Here is a 19,540-nt window from a genome sequence, read left to right on the forward strand (position 1 = left end):
TCTGCCGAATGTATGCGCGAAAGCTACGCGAAAAGCTGCGTAAGCGCGACCGCAGTAGGGGAGAAGTGCCTCATCAGTGCCCTATCAACACCTCTATAGGCACCGGGCGGGGCACACTTTTTAGCTCACTGATAACGAAAGAATCGGTACATTAACGGGAAGGTTGATACCCTAAAAGGTATGGCTCCACGGACCACGAAGGGTCGTAACACGACCTCTACTAAAGCAAATACTAAGAAGACCACCCGCAAGCGCACCACCTCCCGAGGCGGTGCCCAGCGCGGTGCCAATGCGGCGAACCCTGTAGCGGGCGCTATCTCCTCCGTCTGGCTGAGCATCGCTCACGCTATCGGTGGGCTCTTCCGCTCCATCGGCGCGGTGCGCACCGACCTTGCGCCCGAAGACCGCCGTGACGGCGGCGCGCTCACCATCCTGCTGTTCGGCCTGATCAGCGCCGGAGTGGAGTGGTACAACTGGCGTGCCCACACCTCCCTCGGTTTGTTGCGTGCGCCCCTGGACGCCTGGCACACCATGCTGGGCGGTATTTTCGGTCAGGGCGCCCTGCTGGTCCCGGTGTTCTGCCTCATCATGGCGTGGTGCATTTTCCGTGGGCCCGACCTGATTAAACGTAATAACCGCGTAGCGGTGGGCTCCTTCATCATGCTGGTGGCGGCCTCGCTGTTCTTTGCTCGCCATGCGGGTCACCCGACCTTCGCGGATGGTTTTGACGCCGTCTGGGCTGGTGGTGGCGTGGCTGGCGTGCTGCTGGGCACCCCCATTGTGCGTGTGAGCGGCGGTATTGCGTTCGTTGAGATTCTGATCCACCTGCTGCTGGGTATTGCCGGTCTGATGGTTCTGACGAACACTCCGATTCGTCAGGTGGTGCCGCGTACCCTGCATTTGGTCGGACTGGCTCTGGGCGAGAAACCGAACGGCACGACTCGAACCTCCGCGAAGGACAGCCCTTCGGATGCGACTCAGACCGTGGACCTGAACGCTGAGGAGCACGACCGCAGCTACCTGTACGAGGATGAGAAGCCGGCGCGTACGGCTCCGAAGTCTGGCGGCCTGTTCTCTCGTCTGCGCGGTTGGTTGGGCATTGCTCCCGCTGCCTCGACCGATTCTTCCCTGGACGAGTACGCCGGTGATGAAGCATTCGTGAGTGCCGTGGTGGATGAGACTCACCCGGAGACCACGCAGATGCCGGTACAGCCGGCGGACTCTGCACAGGATTCTGCGCAGGGATCCGCTCAGCAGACGCGCCCGGCGGCTAAGCCGAACCGTCTGTCCCGTCTGCCCGGTCGCCTCAACCAGGCACCGGCCGCGCAGGGTGCGTCCGCCCAGGGTTCTTCTGCACAGAACGGTGCTTATTCGAGCAGCCCTGACCTCTTTGACGTTGAGGCGTCGGATGCGCCCGCAGCCCGCCTGGACCAGGTGCAGCGCGCCGCCGTGGCGAACGGCCGCGTGAACCGTATTCCTGGCGAGGAGCCTCTCTTTGACGTTGAGGCATATGACGGCTTCGGTGCTTCTGAGGAAGCTTCACCGCAGACCAAGCCTCACCAGGTGGTGAACCCTGCGCAGTCTGCTACCTCGGCTTCCGCATCCCAGGCTCCTGCCGCACCAGCGGCGCAGCCGCCGATTCCGACCCGCATGCACTCGCCGGGTGCGCACCCGAAGAACGCGGCTCCCGCGGCTTCGCGAGCGCCCGAGGCTGGTGCATCCCGCCCGCTGCAGAACAACACTCAGGTGGCGACCACCGAGCAGGCGCGCGGCGAGCAGGTTGTGCAGTCCTCCCGCGGCGCGTACGTGCTGCCTTCTGAGGAGATGCTGGTTTCTGGCCCGCCCGCTAAGGAATCCTCCGAGGTCAACGAGCACGTGGTTGAGGCTCTGACGAACGTGCTGGAGCAGTTCAAGGTGGATGCGCAGGTCACCGGCTTCTCGCGCGGCCCGACCGTGACCCGCTATGAGATTGAGCTGGGTCCCGCCACGAAGGTTGAGCGTGTGACGGCGTTGAGCAAGAACATTGCGTACGCTGTGGCGAGCCCGGATGTTCGTATTCTGTCCCCGATTCCGGGTAAGTCCGCGATTGGTATTGAGATTCCGAATACGGACCGTGAGACCGTTGCCCTGGGTGATGTGCTGCGTTCCCCGCAGGCTCACGCGAACCACCACCCGATGGTCATGGGTGTGGGTAAGGACGTTGAGGGCGGTTTCGTGCTGGCGAACCTCGCGAAGATGCCGCATATGCTGGTCGCTGGTGCGACCGGTGCGGGTAAGTCTTCGTTTGTGAACTCGATGATTACCTCGATTCTGATGCGTTCGACTCCGGACCAGGTGCGCCTGGTGATGGTTGACCCGAAGCGTGTGGAGCTAACCGCCTATGAGGGTATTCCGCACCTGATTACGCCCATCATTACGAACCCGAAGAAGGCCGCTGAGGCCCTGCAGTGGGTAGTTCGTGAGATGGACGCCCGTTACGATGACCTCGCCCACTACGGCTACAAGCACGTGGACGACTTCAACAAGGCGGTGCGTGAGGGTAAGATTCAGCCCGATCCCGGTAGCAAGCGCACGGTGCACGAGTACCCGTACCTGCTGGTGATTGTTGACGAGCTCGCCGACCTGATGATGGTCGCTCCGCGTGACGTGGAAGAGGCGATTGTTCGTATTACGCAGCTGGCGCGTGCGGCGGGTATTCACCTGGTGCTGGCGACCCAGCGTCCGTCGGTGGATGTGGTGACCGGTCTGATTAAGGCGAACGTTCCGTCTCGTATGGCGTTTGCAACCTCCTCGGTCACTGACTCTCGCGTGGTGCTGGATCAGCCCGGCGCAGAGAAGCTGATTGGTCAGGGTGATGCGCTCTTCCTGCCGATGGGTGCTTCGAAGCCGATGCGTGTTCAGGGCGCGTGGGTATCTGAGTCTGAGATTCACGCCGTGGTTGAGCACGTGAAGAAACAGGCGCCGACCATCTACCGTGAGGACGTGATGGTGTCTGCCGCGAAGAAGCAGATTGATGAGGAAATCGGCGATGACCTCGACGATCTGCTGCAGGCGGCGGAGATTGTGATTACGACCCAGTTCGGTTCGACCTCGATGCTGCAGCGTAAGCTGCGCATGGGTTTCGCGAAGGCTGGCCGCATCATGGACCTGCTGGAGTCGCAGGGCGTGGTGGGCCCCTCGGAAGGCTCGAAAGCACGTGAGGTGCTGGTCCGCCCGGATGACCTGCAGGCGACCCTGGCGCGTATTCGCGGTGAGGAGCCTCCGGCGGCTGACCCGTACGCGAACGCGGTTGACCCTGGCGAACCGGTCACCGACTATTTCGATGAGCCCGATGATGAGGGCTCGGAGGACGCCTGGCAGCTGACCGGCCGCTAGTGCCTCAGCGCCCTGCCCGCTCGGCTGACCCACTCAGTTGAGTGAGCGCGCGACATGCACCCCGCATCGTCCCTGTGATGTCTGCTACGGCACACGTATAATGGACGGTACGGGGTGTTTGCGTACCCCCGATACGTTTAGGTGTCGGTGCGTACGCGGTCTCTCACCGTCGAAAGCCATCTACCCGTAAGGAGCCGTTATGAGTGAAGCTCGCAATTCCGCACCCGCAGGTGCGGTCAGCACAGCGAAACCTTCGAACTGGAATGTGCCGAATGTGTTGACGGTTCTGCGTATTATTGCGGTTCCTTTCTTTATCGTTGCCCTGGTTGCGGGCGGTACTTTTGGTGCCGCTGATCCAACGCACCGCTGGCTCGCATGGATTATTTTCATTCTTGCCATGCTCACGGACTGGGCGGACGGCTACTTGGCGCGCTCGCGTAATCTGATTACGAGCTTCGGTAAGATTGCTGACCCGATTGCCGATAAGTTCCTCACCGGCGCGGCGTTTATTGTGCTGTCGGCGCTGGGCGAGCTGTGGTGGTGGGTCACGATTGTGATTCTGCTACGTGAGTGGGGCATTACGATCATGCGCCTGTTCGTCATTAAGTACGGTGTGATGGCCGCTAGTAAGGGCGGCAAGATTAAGACCGTGCTGCAGACGGTGGCGCTGGTGCTGATGCTTCTGCCGCTGGGGCAGCTGGGTATCGGTTGGCTGATTCCGGGTTGGGTTCTGATGGGCGCGGTCACCGCGATTACCGTGTGGACCGGTCTGGTGTATGTGCGTGATGCGTATATTTTGCGTCGTAACTGGTTGCAGGCTCAGGCCTCCCAGGGCGGCGGTAACTAGAGGCGAGGGGAGTGGCGTGTGCTGCTCCCCTTCGCTGTACCTGCGGTGCGGTGTGTACCGCGTAAGGTTCGGGCGGCGGTGCGCCGCTGAAAGGAGAGAATGATGGTTCCCCTCGTACTTGAAGATGCTCTGTCCGCTGGGCTTTCCTCCGCTGAGGTTTTCTCCGGCACCCCGGAGGCGGCGGCGCTGCTGCTGCGTGATGCGGTGCGGTTGCGTGCCTCCCAGGAAGGCCCGGTGCAGGTGGCGACGGCTGAGTCGCTGACCGGCGGGGATGTTGGCGGCACGATTTGTACGGTGCCGGGCGCATCCGCGTATTACCGCGGCGGCGTGATTTCGTACGCCTACGAGGTGAAGTCTCAGGTGCTGGGCGTGGACGCTCAGCTGCTGGCACGTGAGGGAGCGGTGCATCCTGCGGTGGCGGTGCAGATGGCGGTCGGTGCGGCGCGTGTGTGCGGTGCCGATTATGCGGTGTCGACCACGGGTGTTGCCGGTCCTGATTCTGCGGATGGTCAGCCGGTGGGTACGGTCTATATTGGTGTGTGTTCCCCGTCCGGTTCTGAGGTGTTTGAGCGGCACTATTCGGGGGACCGGGCGCAGATTCGTGCGGCGGCGAGCGCGGATGCGATTGCCCTGCTGGCGCGTGCGGTGCGCGGCGGTGCCGGTGGGGTTCTGGAGAACGAGCAGGCGTAGCGTGCTGGGCTAGACTGTGCTGTGCTGTGCTGTGCGGCGCCTGGAACGGCTGTGTAGTCGTCTGTGCAGCGCCTACCTGAGAAAAAATTTTACGGTTCAAATATATTCACAGGGTTCTTTCAGCTCCGAGGGAATAAAGGCATAGGTTCGTCTGTTTGAATAGATACAAGCCGTAAGAAAAAGACAAAAATGGCGGGGCTCCTAGCTCACGCTCCAAAAATCAGTTAGGCTTAACTATGTACAGTCCCGCGCGTCGGGAATACCTACTCAGGAAAGTGATATAGAAGCTCATGGCTAAGCAGCGCGTATCGATTAATGGCATTACTAAGTGGAAGGAAATCGAGGAGACCCCCCGACAGGCCGCCCCGGTCGTTGAGGAAGCCAAGGTTGTTCCCCTGCGACAGGCAATCGGTGAGGTCCTTCGCGACGTTCGCCAGCGTCAGGGCCGCACCCTGCGTGAGGTTTCCCAGCGTGCCCGTGTTTCCCTCGGTTACCTGAGCGAAGTTGAGCGCGGTCAGAAGGAAGCTTCCTCCGAACTGCTGGCATGGATTTGCCAGGCTCTGGACATTCCGATGTCCCAGATGCTGCGTGAGGTTGCCGACCGTATGGCGGTTCTCGAGGGCGTTCAGATCCCGGATACTGTTCCGGCTGAGATGTCTGAGCAGTACAAGAGCGATTACTACATTCTCTCGAAGTAACGCGAGGCGGCACATGCCGCACTAAACGTGAAGCGATGCCGTGCATCCCCGTAAGGTGGGTGTGCGGCATCGCTTATTCTCGGTTTATTACCGAGCGATGTGACGAATTATGAAGCAAACTAGCGGTGAAGCGGAAGGAGCGCTTGTGAAGCTGAGCGAATTTTGGGCGTGCATGGAGTATGAGTTCGGTGCCGGGTATGCTCCGGTACTTGCGCGGGACCTGGTGCTGGGCTCTCTGGGGCATGTGACCGCTGCGGAGGCGCTGGACCAGGGCGTTAACCCGAAGGATGTGTGGCTTGCGATCTGTGAGGAGCAGGAGATTCCGCAGGAGCGCCGCCTGGGTCCCGATAAGGAGCCATTGCGCTAGTCGGTGAGTCTGGCGTTTTCTCGCGTAGGGGCGGGGCCTGCCGTTTGTTCGAGTGCTAGCGCCTGCGCGGGAGGTATTTTCGAATAATTAGCCGATAATCCGGGGTTTTTCGAAAATATATGCCGAAACCCTATCCGATTTATTCGAAACTGGGTCGTAATTTTGTTCGACTCATGCTAGACTTTTCCACATCAGGAATTTTTTGGAAAAATCTTCAAAGTTTTCCACAGATTTTAAAAAATGGCCTTATCCTGTCAGGCTGTGACCCTAGAGTAGTCTCAGAAGGAACCGGTAGGCCAAAACCTTCAAGGTCTCGATTACGAGTCCCACCGATTCCGAAGAAACATTACTCCCGTCAACCACTGACAACACAAAGAACGAGGTACTACCGTGGCTAAGAACACCAAGTCTCAGAGCGTAGCTCGCGTTCCCGAAGAGGGTCGCGCCAAGGCACTTGAAGCCGTGATGGCACAGATCGACAAGAACTACGGCAAGGGTGCAGTCATGCGCCTGGGTGATAAGGAAATCACCAAGACCGAGGTTATCTCCACCGGCGCTATCGCCCTGGATGCCGCTCTGGGTATTGGCGGTCTGCCCCGCGGCCGCGTCATCGAGATTTACGGTCCCGAGTCCTCCGGTAAGACCACCGTTGCGCTGCACGCTGTAGCGAACGTTCAGAAGGCAGGCGGCGTGGCGGCGTTTATCGATGCCGAGCACGCACTGGACCCAATCTACGCGGCTAAGCTGGGCGTGGACATCGACCAGCTGCTGGTCTCTCAGCCCGACACCGGTGAGCAGGCACTGGAAATCATGGACATGCTGGTTGGTTCCGGCGCCGTTGATATCGTGGTCGTCGACTCCGTCGCCGCGCTGGTTCCCCGCGCCGAAATTGAAGGCGACATGGGTGACTCCCACGTGGGTCTGCAGGCTCGCCTCATGAGCCAGGCGCTGCGTAAGATTACCGGCCGCCTCTCCGCAACCGGCACCACCGCAATCTTCATCAACCAGCTGCGTGAGAAGATTGGTGTCTTCTTCGGCTCTCCCGAAACCACCACCGGTGGTAAGGCGCTGAAGTTCTACGCTTCGGTCCGTATCGACATCCGCCGCATTGAGACCCTCAAGGACGGCGCTAACCCGATCGGTAACCGCACCCGCGCCAAGATTGTGAAGAACAAGATGGCTCCGCCCTTCAAGCAGGCTGAGTTCGACATCCTCTACGGTGAGGGCATCTCCGTTGAGGGCGGCATCCTGGACCTGGCGGTGGAGAACGACATCGTCAAGAAGTCCGGCGCATGGTTCACCTACGACGGTGAGCAGCTGGGCCAGGGCCGCGAGAACGTTCGTAAGCTGCTCAAGGACAACCCCGAGCTCACCGAGGAACTGCAGTACAAGGTTCTGGTGAAGCTGGGCATCATTGAGGAAGAAGCTGACGAGCAGGCAGCTGCTGAGTCCGAGGGTAACGACCCGCTGGACGAGCTGGCTGAGGAGTTCTAAACCGGCCCGCGTAGCTTCTTGCTAACGCCACGACTAATTGCCGTGTGCTGTGCATTCCGCACGGTGCACGGCAATCTGTCGTTAACGGAAGCGCATTAACGGGCGTGCATTAAGGGGAGTATCGGGGGCGCCGAGATAAAGCCTCGTTACAATGGGGGAGCGCCGTACAACCCCGGCGCACGGGCCATCAAGCGAGCCAACACAGGGGAGAGGAGGAACTGAACATGACGGAACAGAACGGTCATGAAGAGCACGAGCGAAACAGCGCGCGTGACGGCGACGCTGGTTTTGCGGCGCTGGATGCGACCGAACCGCACTTCGGCTCCTCAGCTCTGCAGGGGTCAGCCTTCCATGACCCTGCCTTCGAGGACTCGACTTTCTCTGCGCCTGTTTCCTTTGAAGCTACCGGTTCGTTTGAATCTACCGCCCCGCCGGTTGAGGTAGGCGGCTTCGAGGCGCTCAATTTTGAGGCGCCCGCCGCCCTGGCGGAGCCCACCCTCAACTGGGAGACACCTCCTGTTGTTGCGCCTCCTATTGTTGGAGAGCTCCCGTATGAGGATGAGCCCCCATACCCTGACGAGCCTCCCTACGAGGATGAACCTGCGTATCCGGCAGAGCCTTTGTACCCTGAAGCAGAGTACACAGGGGAATATTATGCGGGGGAATATTGGGTGCCCTCGGACGAAGCGGCACCCGCAGACGCGATAGCGAAGAAGCATGGGGGCCAAGAAACCGCACCCCAGAAACCTAAGCCGAAAGCGCGGCAGGCTGAAAAGCCCGCGCATAAGAAGAAGCCAGCGCCTCAGAAGAAGTCAGCGGCCACAGAAAACGCACCCAAAAAGTGGGTGCGGAACAGGACCGCGGATTCGGTAGCCGCTGAGGAGTTCCCGGACTGGCACCCCGCCGCGCACGGCTTTGTTGAAGAAAGCATCGCCCGCGATAACGGCGGCGACTACGCCGGGGAGTTCCGCGTGCCCGAGCTGCCCCTGCAGGCTGTGCCCGGCAACTTTGAAGATGGCAGTTCTGGGGGAGATGGCGAATCGCCGCGCCGTAGCCTGCTCGTTGACCCGAACCTACCCGCCGTCTCCATTGACGAAGCGCCCGCTCGTGCCTTCACCCCCGGCGGTGCCGAGCCGCGCCCTATGGCGGCGGGGCGCATGAGTCGAGCCGGTGCCGCCTCCATCGGATCGGGGCTCACCGCCGAAGAAAAGGAAGAAATCGAGAGGCAAGCCGCTCAGCGGGATAAGCAGAAGAAACGCAAGTCTTCGCGTGCCTCCAAGAACACCGACTACAAGCGCGGGTTCCGCCGCATGAGTGCGGCGCAGCAAGAGAAAATGCGGAGCCGATCGCCCTACGCGCCCGCCTTCGGGGCTCGAAATGACGACGAGGAAACCCGCAAGAGTCCTGCGGGCCGCGGCTCGGGGAGCAACCTATTTAGGGAGGGAAGTAGCTTGAACGAAGAACTCACCCCCGCCGAAGAAGCACTCATTCGCGGTATTGCCGAGGAGGAAGCACAGGGCGTCGGTATTGGCAAGCGCCGTGCCGCTTCGGCTGGATCCCCAAAGGGTGGTTCTCGAGCACGCGGCTCCCAACCGGGCGGCTCTCAGATGGGACATGCTTCCTCACAACCGGAAAGTAACGTGCCTTCCTGGAAGCAGAAGGTGCGTGCCGCCCGAGCCGCGGAAGAAACAGACCCCTACACACGCGCTAAAACCATCCTGTACAACCAGCTGGCGTACTCGGCAAAAACCCGAGGTCAGCTGCGGAAGAAGCTGCAGGCAGAAGGCTTCGACGCGGAGCTCATTGAGCCGCTGCTCGATAAATTTGAGGCGGCAAAACTCATTGACGACGCCGAATACGCCCAAACGTTTGTGGCGCAGAAGAGCCGCACCAAGAAGCTCTCCCGCGCCGCGCTACGCCGTGAGCTCGCTGAGCGCGGGGTGCGCGGCGAGGAAGCGGAGAACGCCCTGGCCCAGCGCACCGACGAGCAGGAACGTGAGGACGCCGCCGAGCTGGTGTGCAAGAAGCTGCGCCCCGGCATGGATCTGAGCGACCGCGCCGAGAAGGATAGGGTCACCCGTCGCCTGCTGGGGATGCTCGCGCGCCGCGGGTACTCCTCTTCGGTGTCGATGTCGGTGATTCGTGAGGAGCTTGCCGCCTACGGTGAGGAGGACGAGCTCTGGTAGAGGGCGAATAAATACGGTTCGCACGCACGAATAGACCCATGCCGGGGCGACCGTGAAAATAATAGGCACAATAAAGGGTGAGCCCGCTACAGACACACTCTGTGGCGGGCTCCCCCTTTACGTTTTGAGCTTTATAAAACGCCTTGTCGAAGGCTATATCCGCTGTTTACTCTGCTGCTTATTCAGCGGCCCCCAGACGGTCCGCGAATTCGGCAAGGGTTGCATCCTGAGAACCGGCAATCTCAAGGAGCAGGCGCATCAGCTGCGCACCTTCACGGCGAATACGAGGCAACAGATCGGAACGCGCCGAAGAAGAGTACAGCTCCAACAGAGCGCACACGGTCACCGCCGTGCACACCGCCAAATCCTCCGCCAGGTGCTCATCCAGCGGGGCGTCCTCAAAGAGGGCAGAGTACAGCGCCGGCAGCGCCTTCTTGCGGTCCACCCGGTAGCGCGGGTACTCCGGCGAGGAAGGGAAGCCCAGCATCGCCTCAACGAAGGGGAAGCCGCGGTGGTGCAGGCAGGTGCCCTCCGCATCGACCATGCGTACCTGCGCGCCGTCTGCCGAACCGATCAGCACGTTCTGCGGCGAAAAATCACCCGAAGAGAGCATATATACCCTGCCGCGGTTGAGCTTGAACTGCTCGGGTACCGGCGGGCGCTTGGTAAAGAAAGGCTGCAGAACGCGGCGGAAACGGAAGGACAGCTCCTCAACGGCGGCGGGAAGAACGGGCGCGTCCCCATGCGCGGCAGAGCTGGAAGCTGGGCTGTCAGCATCGTGCTCGGGGGCGCGCGCCTCATCAGTCACACCGTACAGCTTCTTCAAACCGCGCTCGGCCAACCCCGGCGAGGCAATAGCGCCCGGGAACTGTGCCTTGCGGTCAGCACGCGCCAGGTTCAGGCGGTAATCCTCCACCGCCTCGCCCATAATGCCGCTGGCGGCAAGGGAACGATACGCCTCAATGTAGTAGTTCAGCGCGTCCAGCGCCTGCTGTTCGGTGCCCTCCAGTAGGGCGTGGGCGACCGAATACTGCTCGCCCTCAACGGTTCCGGCGCTCACATCTTCCAGCGCCAGCACGCGCAGCTCAGGATCCGCGCCGTAGAGCTGCGGGAACAGACCCGGAACCTGCCGGTTCAGCGCCTCCAAACCGTAGCGCTCACGCAGGTACCCGAAACCGCCGGCGTTCACCGTCGAATCCTTACGGCGGTAACGCTTCACAATAATCGAGGTCGGCAAAGACTGTGCAGATTCGAAAGACTGGGCAGACTCGGCGGCAGGCTCATACGCCACACGCACCACAACGGAACGCATGCCGGTGCCCAGAATCTGCACGCGCTCAACCGTGCGGGCAGCCACCTGCTCCAAAGAATGCGCCCAGCTGAGCAGCTGCATCAGGGTCTGACGCATCGAGGCAGAATCAGCGCTCGCCTGAGGCGGAACAGGGGAGTAGGCGGCAATCGCCTCCTCAATGAGGGTGTTCAGAAGCTCCCCGTCAGGGGCGGGGGCGGAAGAATCGTTCGGTGACAGAGCCGGAAAGTTGCTACTAAGGGAAACCTGCATAGAGCCATTATCCCCCATCGGATACCCTATAGGGCATGACTTCGACCCTCAGCGATTCCGCCCAGACCCCCGAAACCAGCCCCCGCACCTACGAAGTGCGCACTTTCGGCTGCCAGATGAACGTGCACGACTCCGAACGAATGTCCGGCCTGCTGGAGGCTAACGGCTACGTTCGCGCTGAGGAAGGCACCCAGCCCGACCTGGTGGTGTTCAACACCTGCGCGGTCCGCGAAAATGCTTCCAACCGCCTGTACGGCAACCTCGGTCAGCTGGCGCCGGTCAAGCGCGCCCACAAGGGCATGCAGATCGCTGTGGGCGGCTGCCTGGCGCAGAAGGACCAGGACGCCATCATTGAGAAGGCACCCTGGGTGGACGTCGTGTTCGGTACCCACAACATTGGTTCCTTGCCGGCGCTACTGGAGCGCGCCCGCCACAACCACGAGGCGCAGGCAGAACTGCTCGAATCCCTCGAAGTTTTCCCCTCCACCCTGCCGACCAAGCGCGACCACGTGTACTCCGGCTGGGTGTCCATCTCGGTGGGCTGTAACAACACCTGCACCTTCTGCATCGTGCCGTCTCTGCGCGGTAAGGAGAAGGACCGCCGCCCCGGCGACATTCTCGCCGAGGTTCAGGCGCTGGTCGATGACGGCGCTATTGAGGTGACCCTGCTCGGTCAGAACGTGAACTCCTACGGTGTGGAGTTCGGCGACCGCCAGGCATTCTCCAAGCTGTTGCGTGCCTGCGGCGAGATTGAGGGGCTGGAGCGTGTACGCTTCACCTCCCCACACCCGGCCATGTTTACCGACGACGTGATCGACGCGATGGCCGAAACCCCGAACGTCATGCCCGTGCTGCACATGCCGCTGCAGTCCGGTTCCGACAAGGTGCTCAAGGACATGCGCCGTTCCTACCGCTCCAAGAAGTTCCTGAACATTCTGGACAAGGTGCGCGAGCGCATCCCGAACGCCGTGATTACCACCGACATCATTGTGGGCTTCCCCGGCGAGACGGAAGAGGACTTCCAGGACACCCTGAAGGTTGTGGAGCAGGCTCGTTTCTCCTCCGCGTTCACCTTCCAGTACTCAATCCGCCCCGGTACCCCCGCGGCGACCATGGAGAACCAGATTCCGAAGGAAGTCGTGCAGGAACGCTACGAGCGTCTGATTGCCCTGCAGGACCGCATCGCCGGCGAAGAGAACCGCAAGCAGCTCGGTAAGACCGTTGAGCTGATGGTCGTTGCCGAGGCAGGTCGTAAGGCTGAGCAGACTCACCGCCTCTCGGGCCGCGGCCCGGACCAGCGCCTCGTGCACTTCTCCGTGCCCGAAGGTTGCGAGACTCCGCGCCCCGGCGACATGGTGACCGTGCCGATTACCGAGGCTGGTTCCTTCCACCTGATTTCTGACCCGACCGCCGAGCAGTACCAGCTGCGCCGCACCCGCGCCGGTGACGCGTGGGACCGCTCCCAGGCTGACTCTTGCGGTACCGGCACCACCCAGGTGCCCGGTGCGCCGGTGGGTCTGGGCATGCCGACCATCGGTCTGCGCCCCTAAAACCTATATCGAATCATGCGCCCTGTTCTTCGGGTCCTCATCCTCACCGCAAGTGGGGGTGGGGGAACCGGTAGAATGGGGCGCATGACTATCTCCGAAACTCTGCCCGTTATCGCTATTGTGGGCCCGACCGGCACCGGTAAGAGCGCGCTCGCCATTGAGCTGGCTCTGCGCCTGAACGGTGAGTGCATTAACGCTGACTCTATGCAGTTCTACCGGGGTATGGATATTGGTACCGCGAAGGTCACTGCGGAGGAGATGCGCGGCGTTCCGCACCACCTGCTGGACATTATGGACGTGCGGGATGAGGCGTCCGTGGCAGAGTTTCAGGAGCGTAGCCGTGAGCTGATTGAGCAGATTCGTGCCCGTGGCCGGTACCCGATTTTGGTGGGTGGTTCCGGCCTGTATGTGCGTGCCGCCCTGGATAAGTTGGAGTTTCCCGGCACGGATGCGCGGGTGCGTGAGCGTCTGGAGGAGCAGGCACGTACCGAGGGTATTGGTGTTCTGCACGCCCGCCTGGCGGAGGTCGACCCGGAGTCGGCTGCGCGGGTGAAGGATGAGCGCCGCATTATTCGAGCCCTGGAGGTGTTCGAGGTGACGGGCCGCCCGTTCTCGGCGTTCATGCCGGTGCGCGAGTACGTGACTGAGAGCGTGCAGATTGGCCTGGATATGGATCGTACCCTGTTGCACGAGCGTCTGCACCGCCGCGTGGAGCTGATGCATGAGCGCGGCCTGCTGGACGAGGTGCGCACCCTGAACGAGCAGGGACTGCAGGAGGGGAAGACCGCCTCCCGCGCGATTGGTTACGCGCAGTTTGCCCGCGCCCTTGAAGATGAGGATTACAGCGTGGAGCAGGCGATTGAGGATACGACGATTGCCACCCGCCAGTTTGCACGCCGCCAGCTGACCTGGTTCCGCGCGGACCCGCGCGTGCACTGGCTGGACGCGCTCTCACCCACCCTTGCCGACGAAGCGGAAGCCATCATCCGCGAAAGCACCCGATAAGCCACAATAACGAGCCGCAGCCGAACAGATACCTCGTCGAGTCGGTCGGCGCGGTAAAATCATAAACGGACAGGTCACCAACCTTAAGGACAGCATATGAGCGAGAACCCTTCCATCTGGGGCGAGCTGGCAGGCCTGACCCTCACCAAGGGTCACGGCACCGGTAACGACTTCATCTTTCTGACGGATGAGAACGCAGAAATTGCCCTTACCCCCGAGCTGGTAGCCCGCGTCTGCGACCGCCACTTCGGCATTGGCGCGGACGGCTTCATTCGTGCTACCCGCAGCACCGCCTCCCGCGCGGGCCAGAAGCTGCTCGAGGAGCACCCGGACGCTGTCTGGTTCATGGACTACCGCAACGGTGACGGCTCTATCGCTGAAATGTGCGGCAACGGTGTGCGCGCGTTCGTGGAGTACCTGCGCACTGAGGGCCTGATTGAGCTTGAGGTGGGCGAGACCGTCAAGATTGGTACCCGTGCCGGCGTGAAGACTGTGGCGCGTACCGAAGAGGGCTACGCGATTGATATGGGTCCGTGGAGCTTCATTCACGGTGAGGCTGCCCGCGAGGGTGGCGAGGACTGCCTGGTGTCTGCTCGCGGCCTGAAGACTCCGCGTGCTGGCCTGTCCATTTCGATGGGTAACCCGCACACCGTGGTGATGCTCGGCTCTGACGGTAAGCTGGACGGCCTGGACCTGCACAGCCTGCCTCAGGTGAGCCCCGCCCCGGTCAACGGTACGAACGTTGAGTTTGTGGTGCCGGTCGACCTGGACGTTGAGAGCGGCGCGCATGTGGGCGCTATCCGTATGCGCGTGCACGAACGTGGCGTGGGCGAGACTCTGTCCTGCGGTACCGGCGCGTGTGCGGCTGCTGCTGCGACCCGTTTCTGGGGCGGCGAGGAAGCACCGGATGAGTGGCTGGTGCATGTGCCCGGCGGTACCCTCGCGGTGACTTTCGTGCTGGGCCCGGATGACCTGGAGCATGTTGTTCTGGCTGGTCCGGCGCAGATGGTTGCAACCGTCGTGCTGCGATAACGTGCTGTTTTAGAACAGAGATTTTATAGAGAAAAGCGGCGGGTGTTTTCTGATAACACATTCAGAAAACACCCGCCGCTTTTACGTTTTTAGCAATGAGCGCCAGAGGAATCAGCGCCAGGGGCTTTAGTCCTCGTAGCGGTGCACCTGCAGAATACGGAAGCCCTTCGAAGTCGTATAGCGCGACACCTCAAACTCGCCGGGGTGCAGCTCCTCAAGCTGCGCGTCCATCCACTTCTGTAGTGAATCGGAGCCCAGGTTCTTCTGAACCACCAGGTAGGCGTCACCGCCGGGCGCCAGACGCGGCAGCCAGGTCAGCAGGATCTCGTGCAGAACCTCCTTGCCCACGCGAATCGGCGGGTTCGACCAGATGGTGTCAAAACGCAGTTCGGGGTCAACCGATTCGGGGGTTCCCACGGTGACGTTGGACAGGCCGAGAGCGGCGGCGTTGCGTTCGGTCAGGCTAATGGAGCGGGAGTTCACGTCCACCGCGTGCACCTGCGCCTGCGGTGCGAGCATCGCCAAAGTCAGGGTGATGGGGCCCCAACCGCAGCCGATGTCGAGCATGCGTTCGCCCTGCGGGTCGGGTGCTTCCTGCAGCAAAATAGCGGTGCCCTTATCAATGCCGGAGGGGCTGAAAATGCCGTTGGCTGTAGTGACAGTGACCTTGCGACCGGCAAGCTCCACCTGCACGGGGCGGGGCTTGAACTCGGTCTCGGGGGTTTCAGAGAAATAATGCTGCTCGCTCATGCTATCCAGTGTACCGGTAGGGCAAGAACCCGCCGCACACGGGCAGAGTATGCGCGGGTGGGGCAATAGCTTGCACGCCCTGAGCGCACAGGCGACCGAACCCCCTACCCGATGCGGGCAACGGCGGTAGAATTAGAATCGTATGAATTCTAAGAACACCCCCGTATCTGATACCGAAAAGCTGCCCAGCGATGAGCAGCTGCGCCGCACCGTAGACCGCGTTCTGGGCCGATCCCAGGCCGCCGCCTCCGTCACTACTTATGACGCCGCCGGTACCGCGCATCACAGTGATAACTCCTCCAGCACCCACGGTAACAATAGCCGCCGCGTGCTGGATACTCGCGCGCGCGAAATTTCTGACGTTCAGCGCGAGCACTCCGAATATGACGGTGATCAGGAAGATCTCGCTGAGCGCCGCGCCCTGCGCCGTACCGCGAACCTCTCAACCGAACTTGAAGACGTCACCGAGGTCGAGTACCGCCAGCTGCGCTTGGAGCGCGTGGTGCTGGCTGGTCTGTGGACTGAAGGCACCGTAGAGGACGCAGAGAACTCCCTGCGTGAGCTCGCGGCACTGGCTGAAACCGCAGGTTCCGAGGTTCTGGACGGCCTGGTTCAGCGCCGCCTCAAGCCGGACCCCGGCACCTTCCTCGGCTCCGGTAAGGCACTGGAACTCAAGGACATTGTGGAGGCGACCGGCGCCGACACCGTCATTGTCGACTCTGAACTGGCTCCCTCTCAGCGTCGCGCCCTCGAAGACATTGTGAAGGTCAAGGTTATTGACCGCACCGCCCTGATTCTCGATATTTTCGCTCAGCACGCTAAGTCCCGCGAGGGTAAGGCGCAGGTTGAGCTGGCTCAGCTGGAGTACATGCTGCCGCGTCTGCGTGGTTGGGGTGCGTCCCTGTCCCGTCAGGCGGGTGGCCGTGCCGCAGCCGGTGAGGGTATCGGTTCGCGTGGTCCCGGTGAAACCAAGATTGAGATGGACCGCCGCCGCCTGCGCGCTCGCATGGCGAAGCTTAAGCGTGAGATTGCTGCGATGGCGCCGGCGCGTGAGACGAAGCGTCTGAACCGTCGCCGTAACCGCGTGCCTTCGGTGGCTATTGCCGGGTACACGAACGCGGGTAAGTCCTCCCTGCTGAACCGCCTGACCGATGCCGGCGTGCTCGTGGAGAACGCCCTGTTTGCGACGCTGGACCCGACCGTCCGTAAGGCTCAGACCCCGGACGGTATCGGCTACACCCTCTCTGACACGGTGGGTTTCGTGCGTTCGCTGCCGACCCAGCTGGTGGAGGCGTTCCGCTCCACCCTGGAAGAGGTCGCTGACGCTGACGTCATCCTGCACGTGGTGGATGCTTCGCACCCGGACCCGGAGGGGCAGATTCGTGCTGTCCGCGAGGTCATCGCGGAGGTTGACGCCCGCCATATCCCCGAGATCATTGTGCTGAATAAGGCGGATGCCGCCGACCCGTTCGTGCTGGAGCGTATGCGCCAGCGCGAGCCGGAGCATGTGATTGTTTCGGCGCGTACCGGTGAGGGTATTGAGGAGCTGAAGCAGAAGATTGCGGACACCATTCCGCGCCCCTCCATTGAGGTGAAGCTGCTGATTCCGTACTCGCACGGTGAGATTATTTCGCGCCTGCACGAGTGGGACGCCGAAATTAAGAGCACCGATTTCGTATCGGACGGCACCTTCGTGGTGGCTCTGGTCCGTGAGGATGTCGCCTCCGAACTGTCCGAGTATGTGCTGGAGGGCGACCTGCTGGAGGTCCTGGAAGAGGAACTTGCGGAGGCACACGCCCTCACTGAGGCGACCGCATCTGACTCCGAGCAGCCCTCTAACTCTGAGGCTCTCTAGGAGCGGATGAGCGTGACCGAGAGCATCAACGCGCCCAAAAACGCCCCGGAAACTTTGCCCGGATCGGCGACCGACAGCACCCGATTCACCGGGCAGGAGCTTGAGACCCTGCCCGGTGCGAAGGATGCCCTGACCCTGCTGGATGAGGCGGTTGCCGCCACTGGCGGTCAGAATCGTGCCGGTCAGCGCACCATGGCGGCGCATGTGGCGCAGGCTCTTGAACTGCAGCGTCACCTGCTGGTCCAGGCGGGTACCGGTACCGGTAAGTCCCTGGGCTACCTGGTTCCTGCCCTGGCGCGGGTGGGGGAGTCGGACCAGCCGATTGTCGTTGCGACGGCGACCCTTGCCCTGCAGGCGCAGATCGTGAACCGCGATATTCCGCGTCTTCTACAAGCGCTGGAGCCGCGCCCGGAGTCGCAGGCGCAAGTGGCTCTGCTCAAGGGCCGCAATAACTACCTCTGCCTGCACAAGCTGGAGGGCGGCTACCCGGAAGACGAGCCGGATGCTCTCTTTGACATGCCTTCTTCGACTTCCCGCGTGGGTGAGGAAGTGGTGCGCCTGCGCGAGTGGGCTGACCTCACGGAGACCGGCGACCGTGACGAGCTGAAGCCCGGCGTCTCTGACCGCGCCTGGGCTCAGGTGTCGGTCAGTGCCGCCGAGTGTCTGGGCCGCCGCTGCCCGCTGGTGGAAGAGTGCTTTAGCGAGATGGCGCGTAGCCGTGCCGCTGAGGCTGACATTGTCATCACGAACCACGCCCTGCTGGCGATTAACGCTTTTGAAGGCATGAAGGTTCTGCCCGAACATGAGACGGTCATTATTGATGAGGCTCATGAACTGGTGGACCGTGTGACCGGTGCCGTGTCTGGTTCTTTGACGGTTGCGATGGTTCGCCGTGCGGCACGTAGCGTGAAGAAGCATTCGAAGGCTGATTCCGGCGCGCTGGAAATGGCTGCTGGCACCCTGGAGACCGCTTTCGAGGGTCTTGCCGAGGGCCTTCTGAAGGGCCTGGACGGTCGCCTTTTGACCGCTATTTCTGCGGTAAATGATGCCGCCCGCACCGCCCTGTCCGATACCAAACCGGACGGTCAGGACGTTGACGCCGGCCTGCAGATGGCGCGCTCGCGTGTCTCTGAGGTGCACGATATGAGCAGCCGCATTCTGGAGGCTTCGGGCGAGCAGGACGTTCTGTGGATTTCTCGTCAGGGTGGTTGGGAGAACGGCCGCTACGTGGCTGCTTCCGATACCGACCCGGCGACCCTGAATATCGCTCCGTTGAGCGTTGGCCTGCAGTTGCGTGACGGCCTGTTCGCTGACCGCACCGTGATTTTGACGAGTGCGACCCTGACGGTGGGTGACTCTTTTGATGTTGCAGCCGCTGCCCTGGGACTGCAAGGGGAGGGTGCGCCGCGCTGGACGAGTATCGATGTGGGTTCACCTTTCGACTACCGCAAGCAGGGCATCATGTACGTTGCCGGAGATTTGAAGCCTCCGGGATTTGGTGTGCACGAGGGTCAGCTGGAGCGTCTGCGTGAGCTGTGCGAGGCGTCGGAGGGCGGCGCCCTGGGCCTGTTCTCCTCGAAGCGTGCCGCTGAGCGTGCCGCCGAGTACATGCGTGAGCATAGCGACCTGAACATTCTTCTGCAGGGTGAGTCTTCGCTCAAGGCTCTGGTGGAGGAGTTCAGCGAGGACGTTGACTCATGCCTGTTCGGAACGATGAGCCTATGGCAGGGCGTGGATGTTCCGGGTGACTCTTGCCGCCTGGTGGTGATGGACCGCATTCCGTTCCCCCGCCCGGACGACCCGATTGCGCAGGCTCGTACGGAGGCGGTGAACCGTCACCGCGGTAACGGCTTTATGGCGGTTTCTGCTCACCATGCGGCGATTCGTATGGCGCAGGGCGCGGGCCGCCTGATTCGTTCGGTGTCTGACCGCGGCGTGGTGGCTGTACTGGATTCTCGTGTGGCGACTAAACGTTACGGCGGTTTCTTGATGAAGGCGATGCCGCCGATGTGGTCGACGCAGAATAAGGCAGCCGTGATTGGTGCGCTGGCTCGTCTTTCGGCGAGTATTGAGCGTTAGCTCGGGCGAGATCCATTCCTTGCCGCGCCGCCGCCCCGTTTTGGGCATATA

At 61.8% G+C, this 19,540-nt stretch carries 14 protein-coding genes; 12 read left to right on the top strand and 2 right to left on the bottom strand.

The genetic code is table 11. From position 1 onward, the window contains the following. Positions 1 to 180: 180 nt before the first annotated feature. The 7 genes from HMPREF2749_RS08895 to HMPREF2749_RS08925 all read left to right on the top strand — a co-directional run bounded on the left by HMPREF2749_RS08895 (position 181) and on the right by HMPREF2749_RS08925 (position 9,657). Entirely contained in the window at positions 181 to 3,375 is a 3,195-nt protein-coding gene (locus HMPREF2749_RS08895) for an FtsK/SpoIIIE family DNA translocase (RefSeq protein WP_070594131.1), read from the top strand. 199 nt (positions 3,376 to 3,574) lie between these two features. Next, the gene (gene pgsA, locus HMPREF2749_RS08900; RefSeq protein ID WP_049356045.1) at positions 3,575 to 4,222 is read left to right on the top strand and encodes a CDP-diacylglycerol--glycerol-3-phosphate 3-phosphatidyltransferase; all 648 of its coding nucleotides are present in this window, start codon (positions 3,575 to 3,577) and stop codon (positions 4,220 to 4,222) included. Positions 4,223 to 4,321: 99 nt separating this feature from the next. Continuing rightward, entirely contained in the window at positions 4,322 to 4,912 is a 591-nt protein-coding gene (locus tag HMPREF2749_RS08905; protein WP_070594133.1) for a CinA family protein, read from the top strand. Between the two features lie 290 nt (positions 4,913 to 5,202). Next, the gene (locus HMPREF2749_RS08910) at positions 5,203 to 5,610 is read left to right on the top strand and encodes a helix-turn-helix domain-containing protein (RefSeq protein ID WP_012903910.1); all 408 of its coding nucleotides are present in this window, start codon (positions 5,203 to 5,205) and stop codon (positions 5,608 to 5,610) included. Positions 5,611 to 5,755: 145 nt separating this feature from the next. Beyond that, positions 5,756 to 5,977 carry a DUF3046 domain-containing protein gene (locus tag HMPREF2749_RS08915; RefSeq protein ID WP_005507110.1) on the top strand — a complete coding sequence of 74 codons (222 nt, stop codon included), beginning with the start codon at positions 5,756 to 5,758 and terminating at the stop codon, positions 5,975 to 5,977. 390 nt (positions 5,978 to 6,367) lie between these two features. Beyond that, a complete protein-coding gene (gene recA, locus HMPREF2749_RS08920) occupies positions 6,368 to 7,471 on the top strand; it encodes a recombinase RecA (RefSeq protein ID WP_005507111.1) in 1,104 nt (367 codons plus the stop codon). Between the two features lie 224 nt (positions 7,472 to 7,695). After that, positions 7,696 to 9,657, top strand: a complete 1,962-nt coding sequence (locus tag HMPREF2749_RS08925) for a regulatory protein RecX (protein ID WP_070594135.1) — start codon at positions 7,696 to 7,698, stop codon at positions 9,655 to 9,657. Positions 9,658 to 9,835: 178 nt separating this feature from the next. On the opposite strand, the gene HMPREF2749_RS08930 is transcribed toward HMPREF2749_RS08925, so the two are convergent. Then, complete coding sequence (locus HMPREF2749_RS08930; RefSeq protein WP_070594137.1) at positions 9,836 to 11,218, bottom strand: hemin ABC transporter substrate-binding protein; 1,383 nt, start codon at positions 11,216 to 11,218, stop codon at positions 9,836 to 9,838. A gap of 35 nt (positions 11,219 to 11,253) precedes the next feature. Between HMPREF2749_RS08930 and miaB the strand changes: the two genes are divergently transcribed. From miaB to dapF, 3 genes are all read left to right on the top strand, one after another. Continuing rightward, positions 11,254 to 12,768: a tRNA (N6-isopentenyl adenosine(37)-C2)-methylthiotransferase MiaB gene (gene miaB / locus HMPREF2749_RS08935; protein WP_049341725.1), complete on the top strand. Its 1,515-nt coding sequence runs from the start codon at positions 11,254 to 11,256 to the stop codon at positions 12,766 to 12,768. An 84-nt stretch (positions 12,769 to 12,852) separates the two neighbouring features. Then, positions 12,853 to 13,773 (top strand): tRNA (adenosine(37)-N6)-dimethylallyltransferase MiaA, encoded by a 921-nt coding sequence (miaA, locus tag HMPREF2749_RS08940; RefSeq protein WP_070594139.1) that lies wholly within the window; start codon positions 12,853 to 12,855, stop codon positions 13,771 to 13,773. Positions 13,774 to 13,869: 96 nt separating this feature from the next. Next, entirely contained in the window at positions 13,870 to 14,805 is a 936-nt protein-coding gene (gene dapF, locus HMPREF2749_RS08945; protein WP_070594141.1) for a diaminopimelate epimerase, read from the top strand. 126 nt (positions 14,806 to 14,931) lie between these two features. Here the strand turns inward: dapF and HMPREF2749_RS08950 are convergent, their stop codons facing one another. Beyond that, a complete protein-coding gene (locus HMPREF2749_RS08950; RefSeq protein ID WP_049352687.1) occupies positions 14,932 to 15,555 on the bottom strand; it encodes a class I SAM-dependent methyltransferase in 624 nt (207 codons plus the stop codon). Positions 15,556 to 15,697: 142 nt separating this feature from the next. Between HMPREF2749_RS08950 and hflX the strand changes: the two genes are divergently transcribed. Next, positions 15,698 to 17,410 carry a GTPase HflX gene (hflX, locus tag HMPREF2749_RS08955; RefSeq protein WP_070594143.1) on the top strand — a complete coding sequence of 571 codons (1,713 nt, stop codon included), beginning with the start codon at positions 15,698 to 15,700 and terminating at the stop codon, positions 17,408 to 17,410. A gap of 6 nt (positions 17,411 to 17,416) precedes the next feature. Further along, on the top strand, positions 17,417 to 19,489 hold the full coding sequence (locus tag HMPREF2749_RS08960) for an ATP-dependent DNA helicase (protein ID WP_070594145.1): 2,073 nt from the start codon (positions 17,417 to 17,419) through the stop codon (positions 19,487 to 19,489). The last annotated feature ends 51 nt before the right edge of the window (positions 19,490 to 19,540 follow it).

Source organism: Rothia sp. HMSC075F09 (assembly GCF_001810515.1).
GTDB lineage: Bacteria > Actinomycetota > Actinomycetes > Actinomycetales > Micrococcaceae > Rothia.

What these genes read in the sequence shown, in the direction of transcription:
- hflX (WP_070594143.1), top strand. Translation starts at nt 15,698, where the DNA reads ATGAATTCTAAGAACACCCCCGTATCTGATACCGAAAAGCTGCCCAGC.
- HMPREF2749_RS08905 (WP_070594133.1), top strand. Translation starts at nt 4,322, where the DNA reads ATGATGGTTCCCCTCGTACTTGAAGATGCTCTGTCCGCTGGGCTTTCC.
- HMPREF2749_RS08950 (WP_049352687.1), bottom strand. Translation starts at nt 15,555, where the DNA reads ATGAGCGAGCAGCATTATTTCTCTGAAACCCCCGAGACCGAGTTCAAG.
- miaA (WP_070594139.1), top strand. Translation starts at nt 12,853, where the DNA reads ATGACTATCTCCGAAACTCTGCCCGTTATCGCTATTGTGGGCCCGACC.
- HMPREF2749_RS08895 (WP_070594131.1), top strand. Translation starts at nt 181, where the DNA reads ATGGCTCCACGGACCACGAAGGGTCGTAACACGACCTCTACTAAAGCA.
- HMPREF2749_RS08960 (WP_070594145.1), top strand. Translation starts at nt 17,417, where the DNA reads ATGAGCGTGACCGAGAGCATCAACGCGCCCAAAAACGCCCCGGAAACT.
- HMPREF2749_RS08925 (WP_070594135.1), top strand. Translation starts at nt 7,696, where the DNA reads ATGACGGAACAGAACGGTCATGAAGAGCACGAGCGAAACAGCGCGCGT.
- HMPREF2749_RS08930 (WP_070594137.1), bottom strand. Translation starts at nt 11,218, where the DNA reads ATGCAGGTTTCCCTTAGTAGCAACTTTCCGGCTCTGTCACCGAACGAT.
- dapF (WP_070594141.1), top strand. Translation starts at nt 13,870, where the DNA reads ATGAGCGAGAACCCTTCCATCTGGGGCGAGCTGGCAGGCCTGACCCTC.
- miaB (WP_049341725.1), top strand. Translation starts at nt 11,254, where the DNA reads ATGACTTCGACCCTCAGCGATTCCGCCCAGACCCCCGAAACCAGCCCC.
- pgsA (WP_049356045.1), top strand. Translation starts at nt 3,575, where the DNA reads ATGAGTGAAGCTCGCAATTCCGCACCCGCAGGTGCGGTCAGCACAGCG.
- HMPREF2749_RS08910 (WP_012903910.1), top strand. Translation starts at nt 5,203, where the DNA reads ATGGCTAAGCAGCGCGTATCGATTAATGGCATTACTAAGTGGAAGGAA.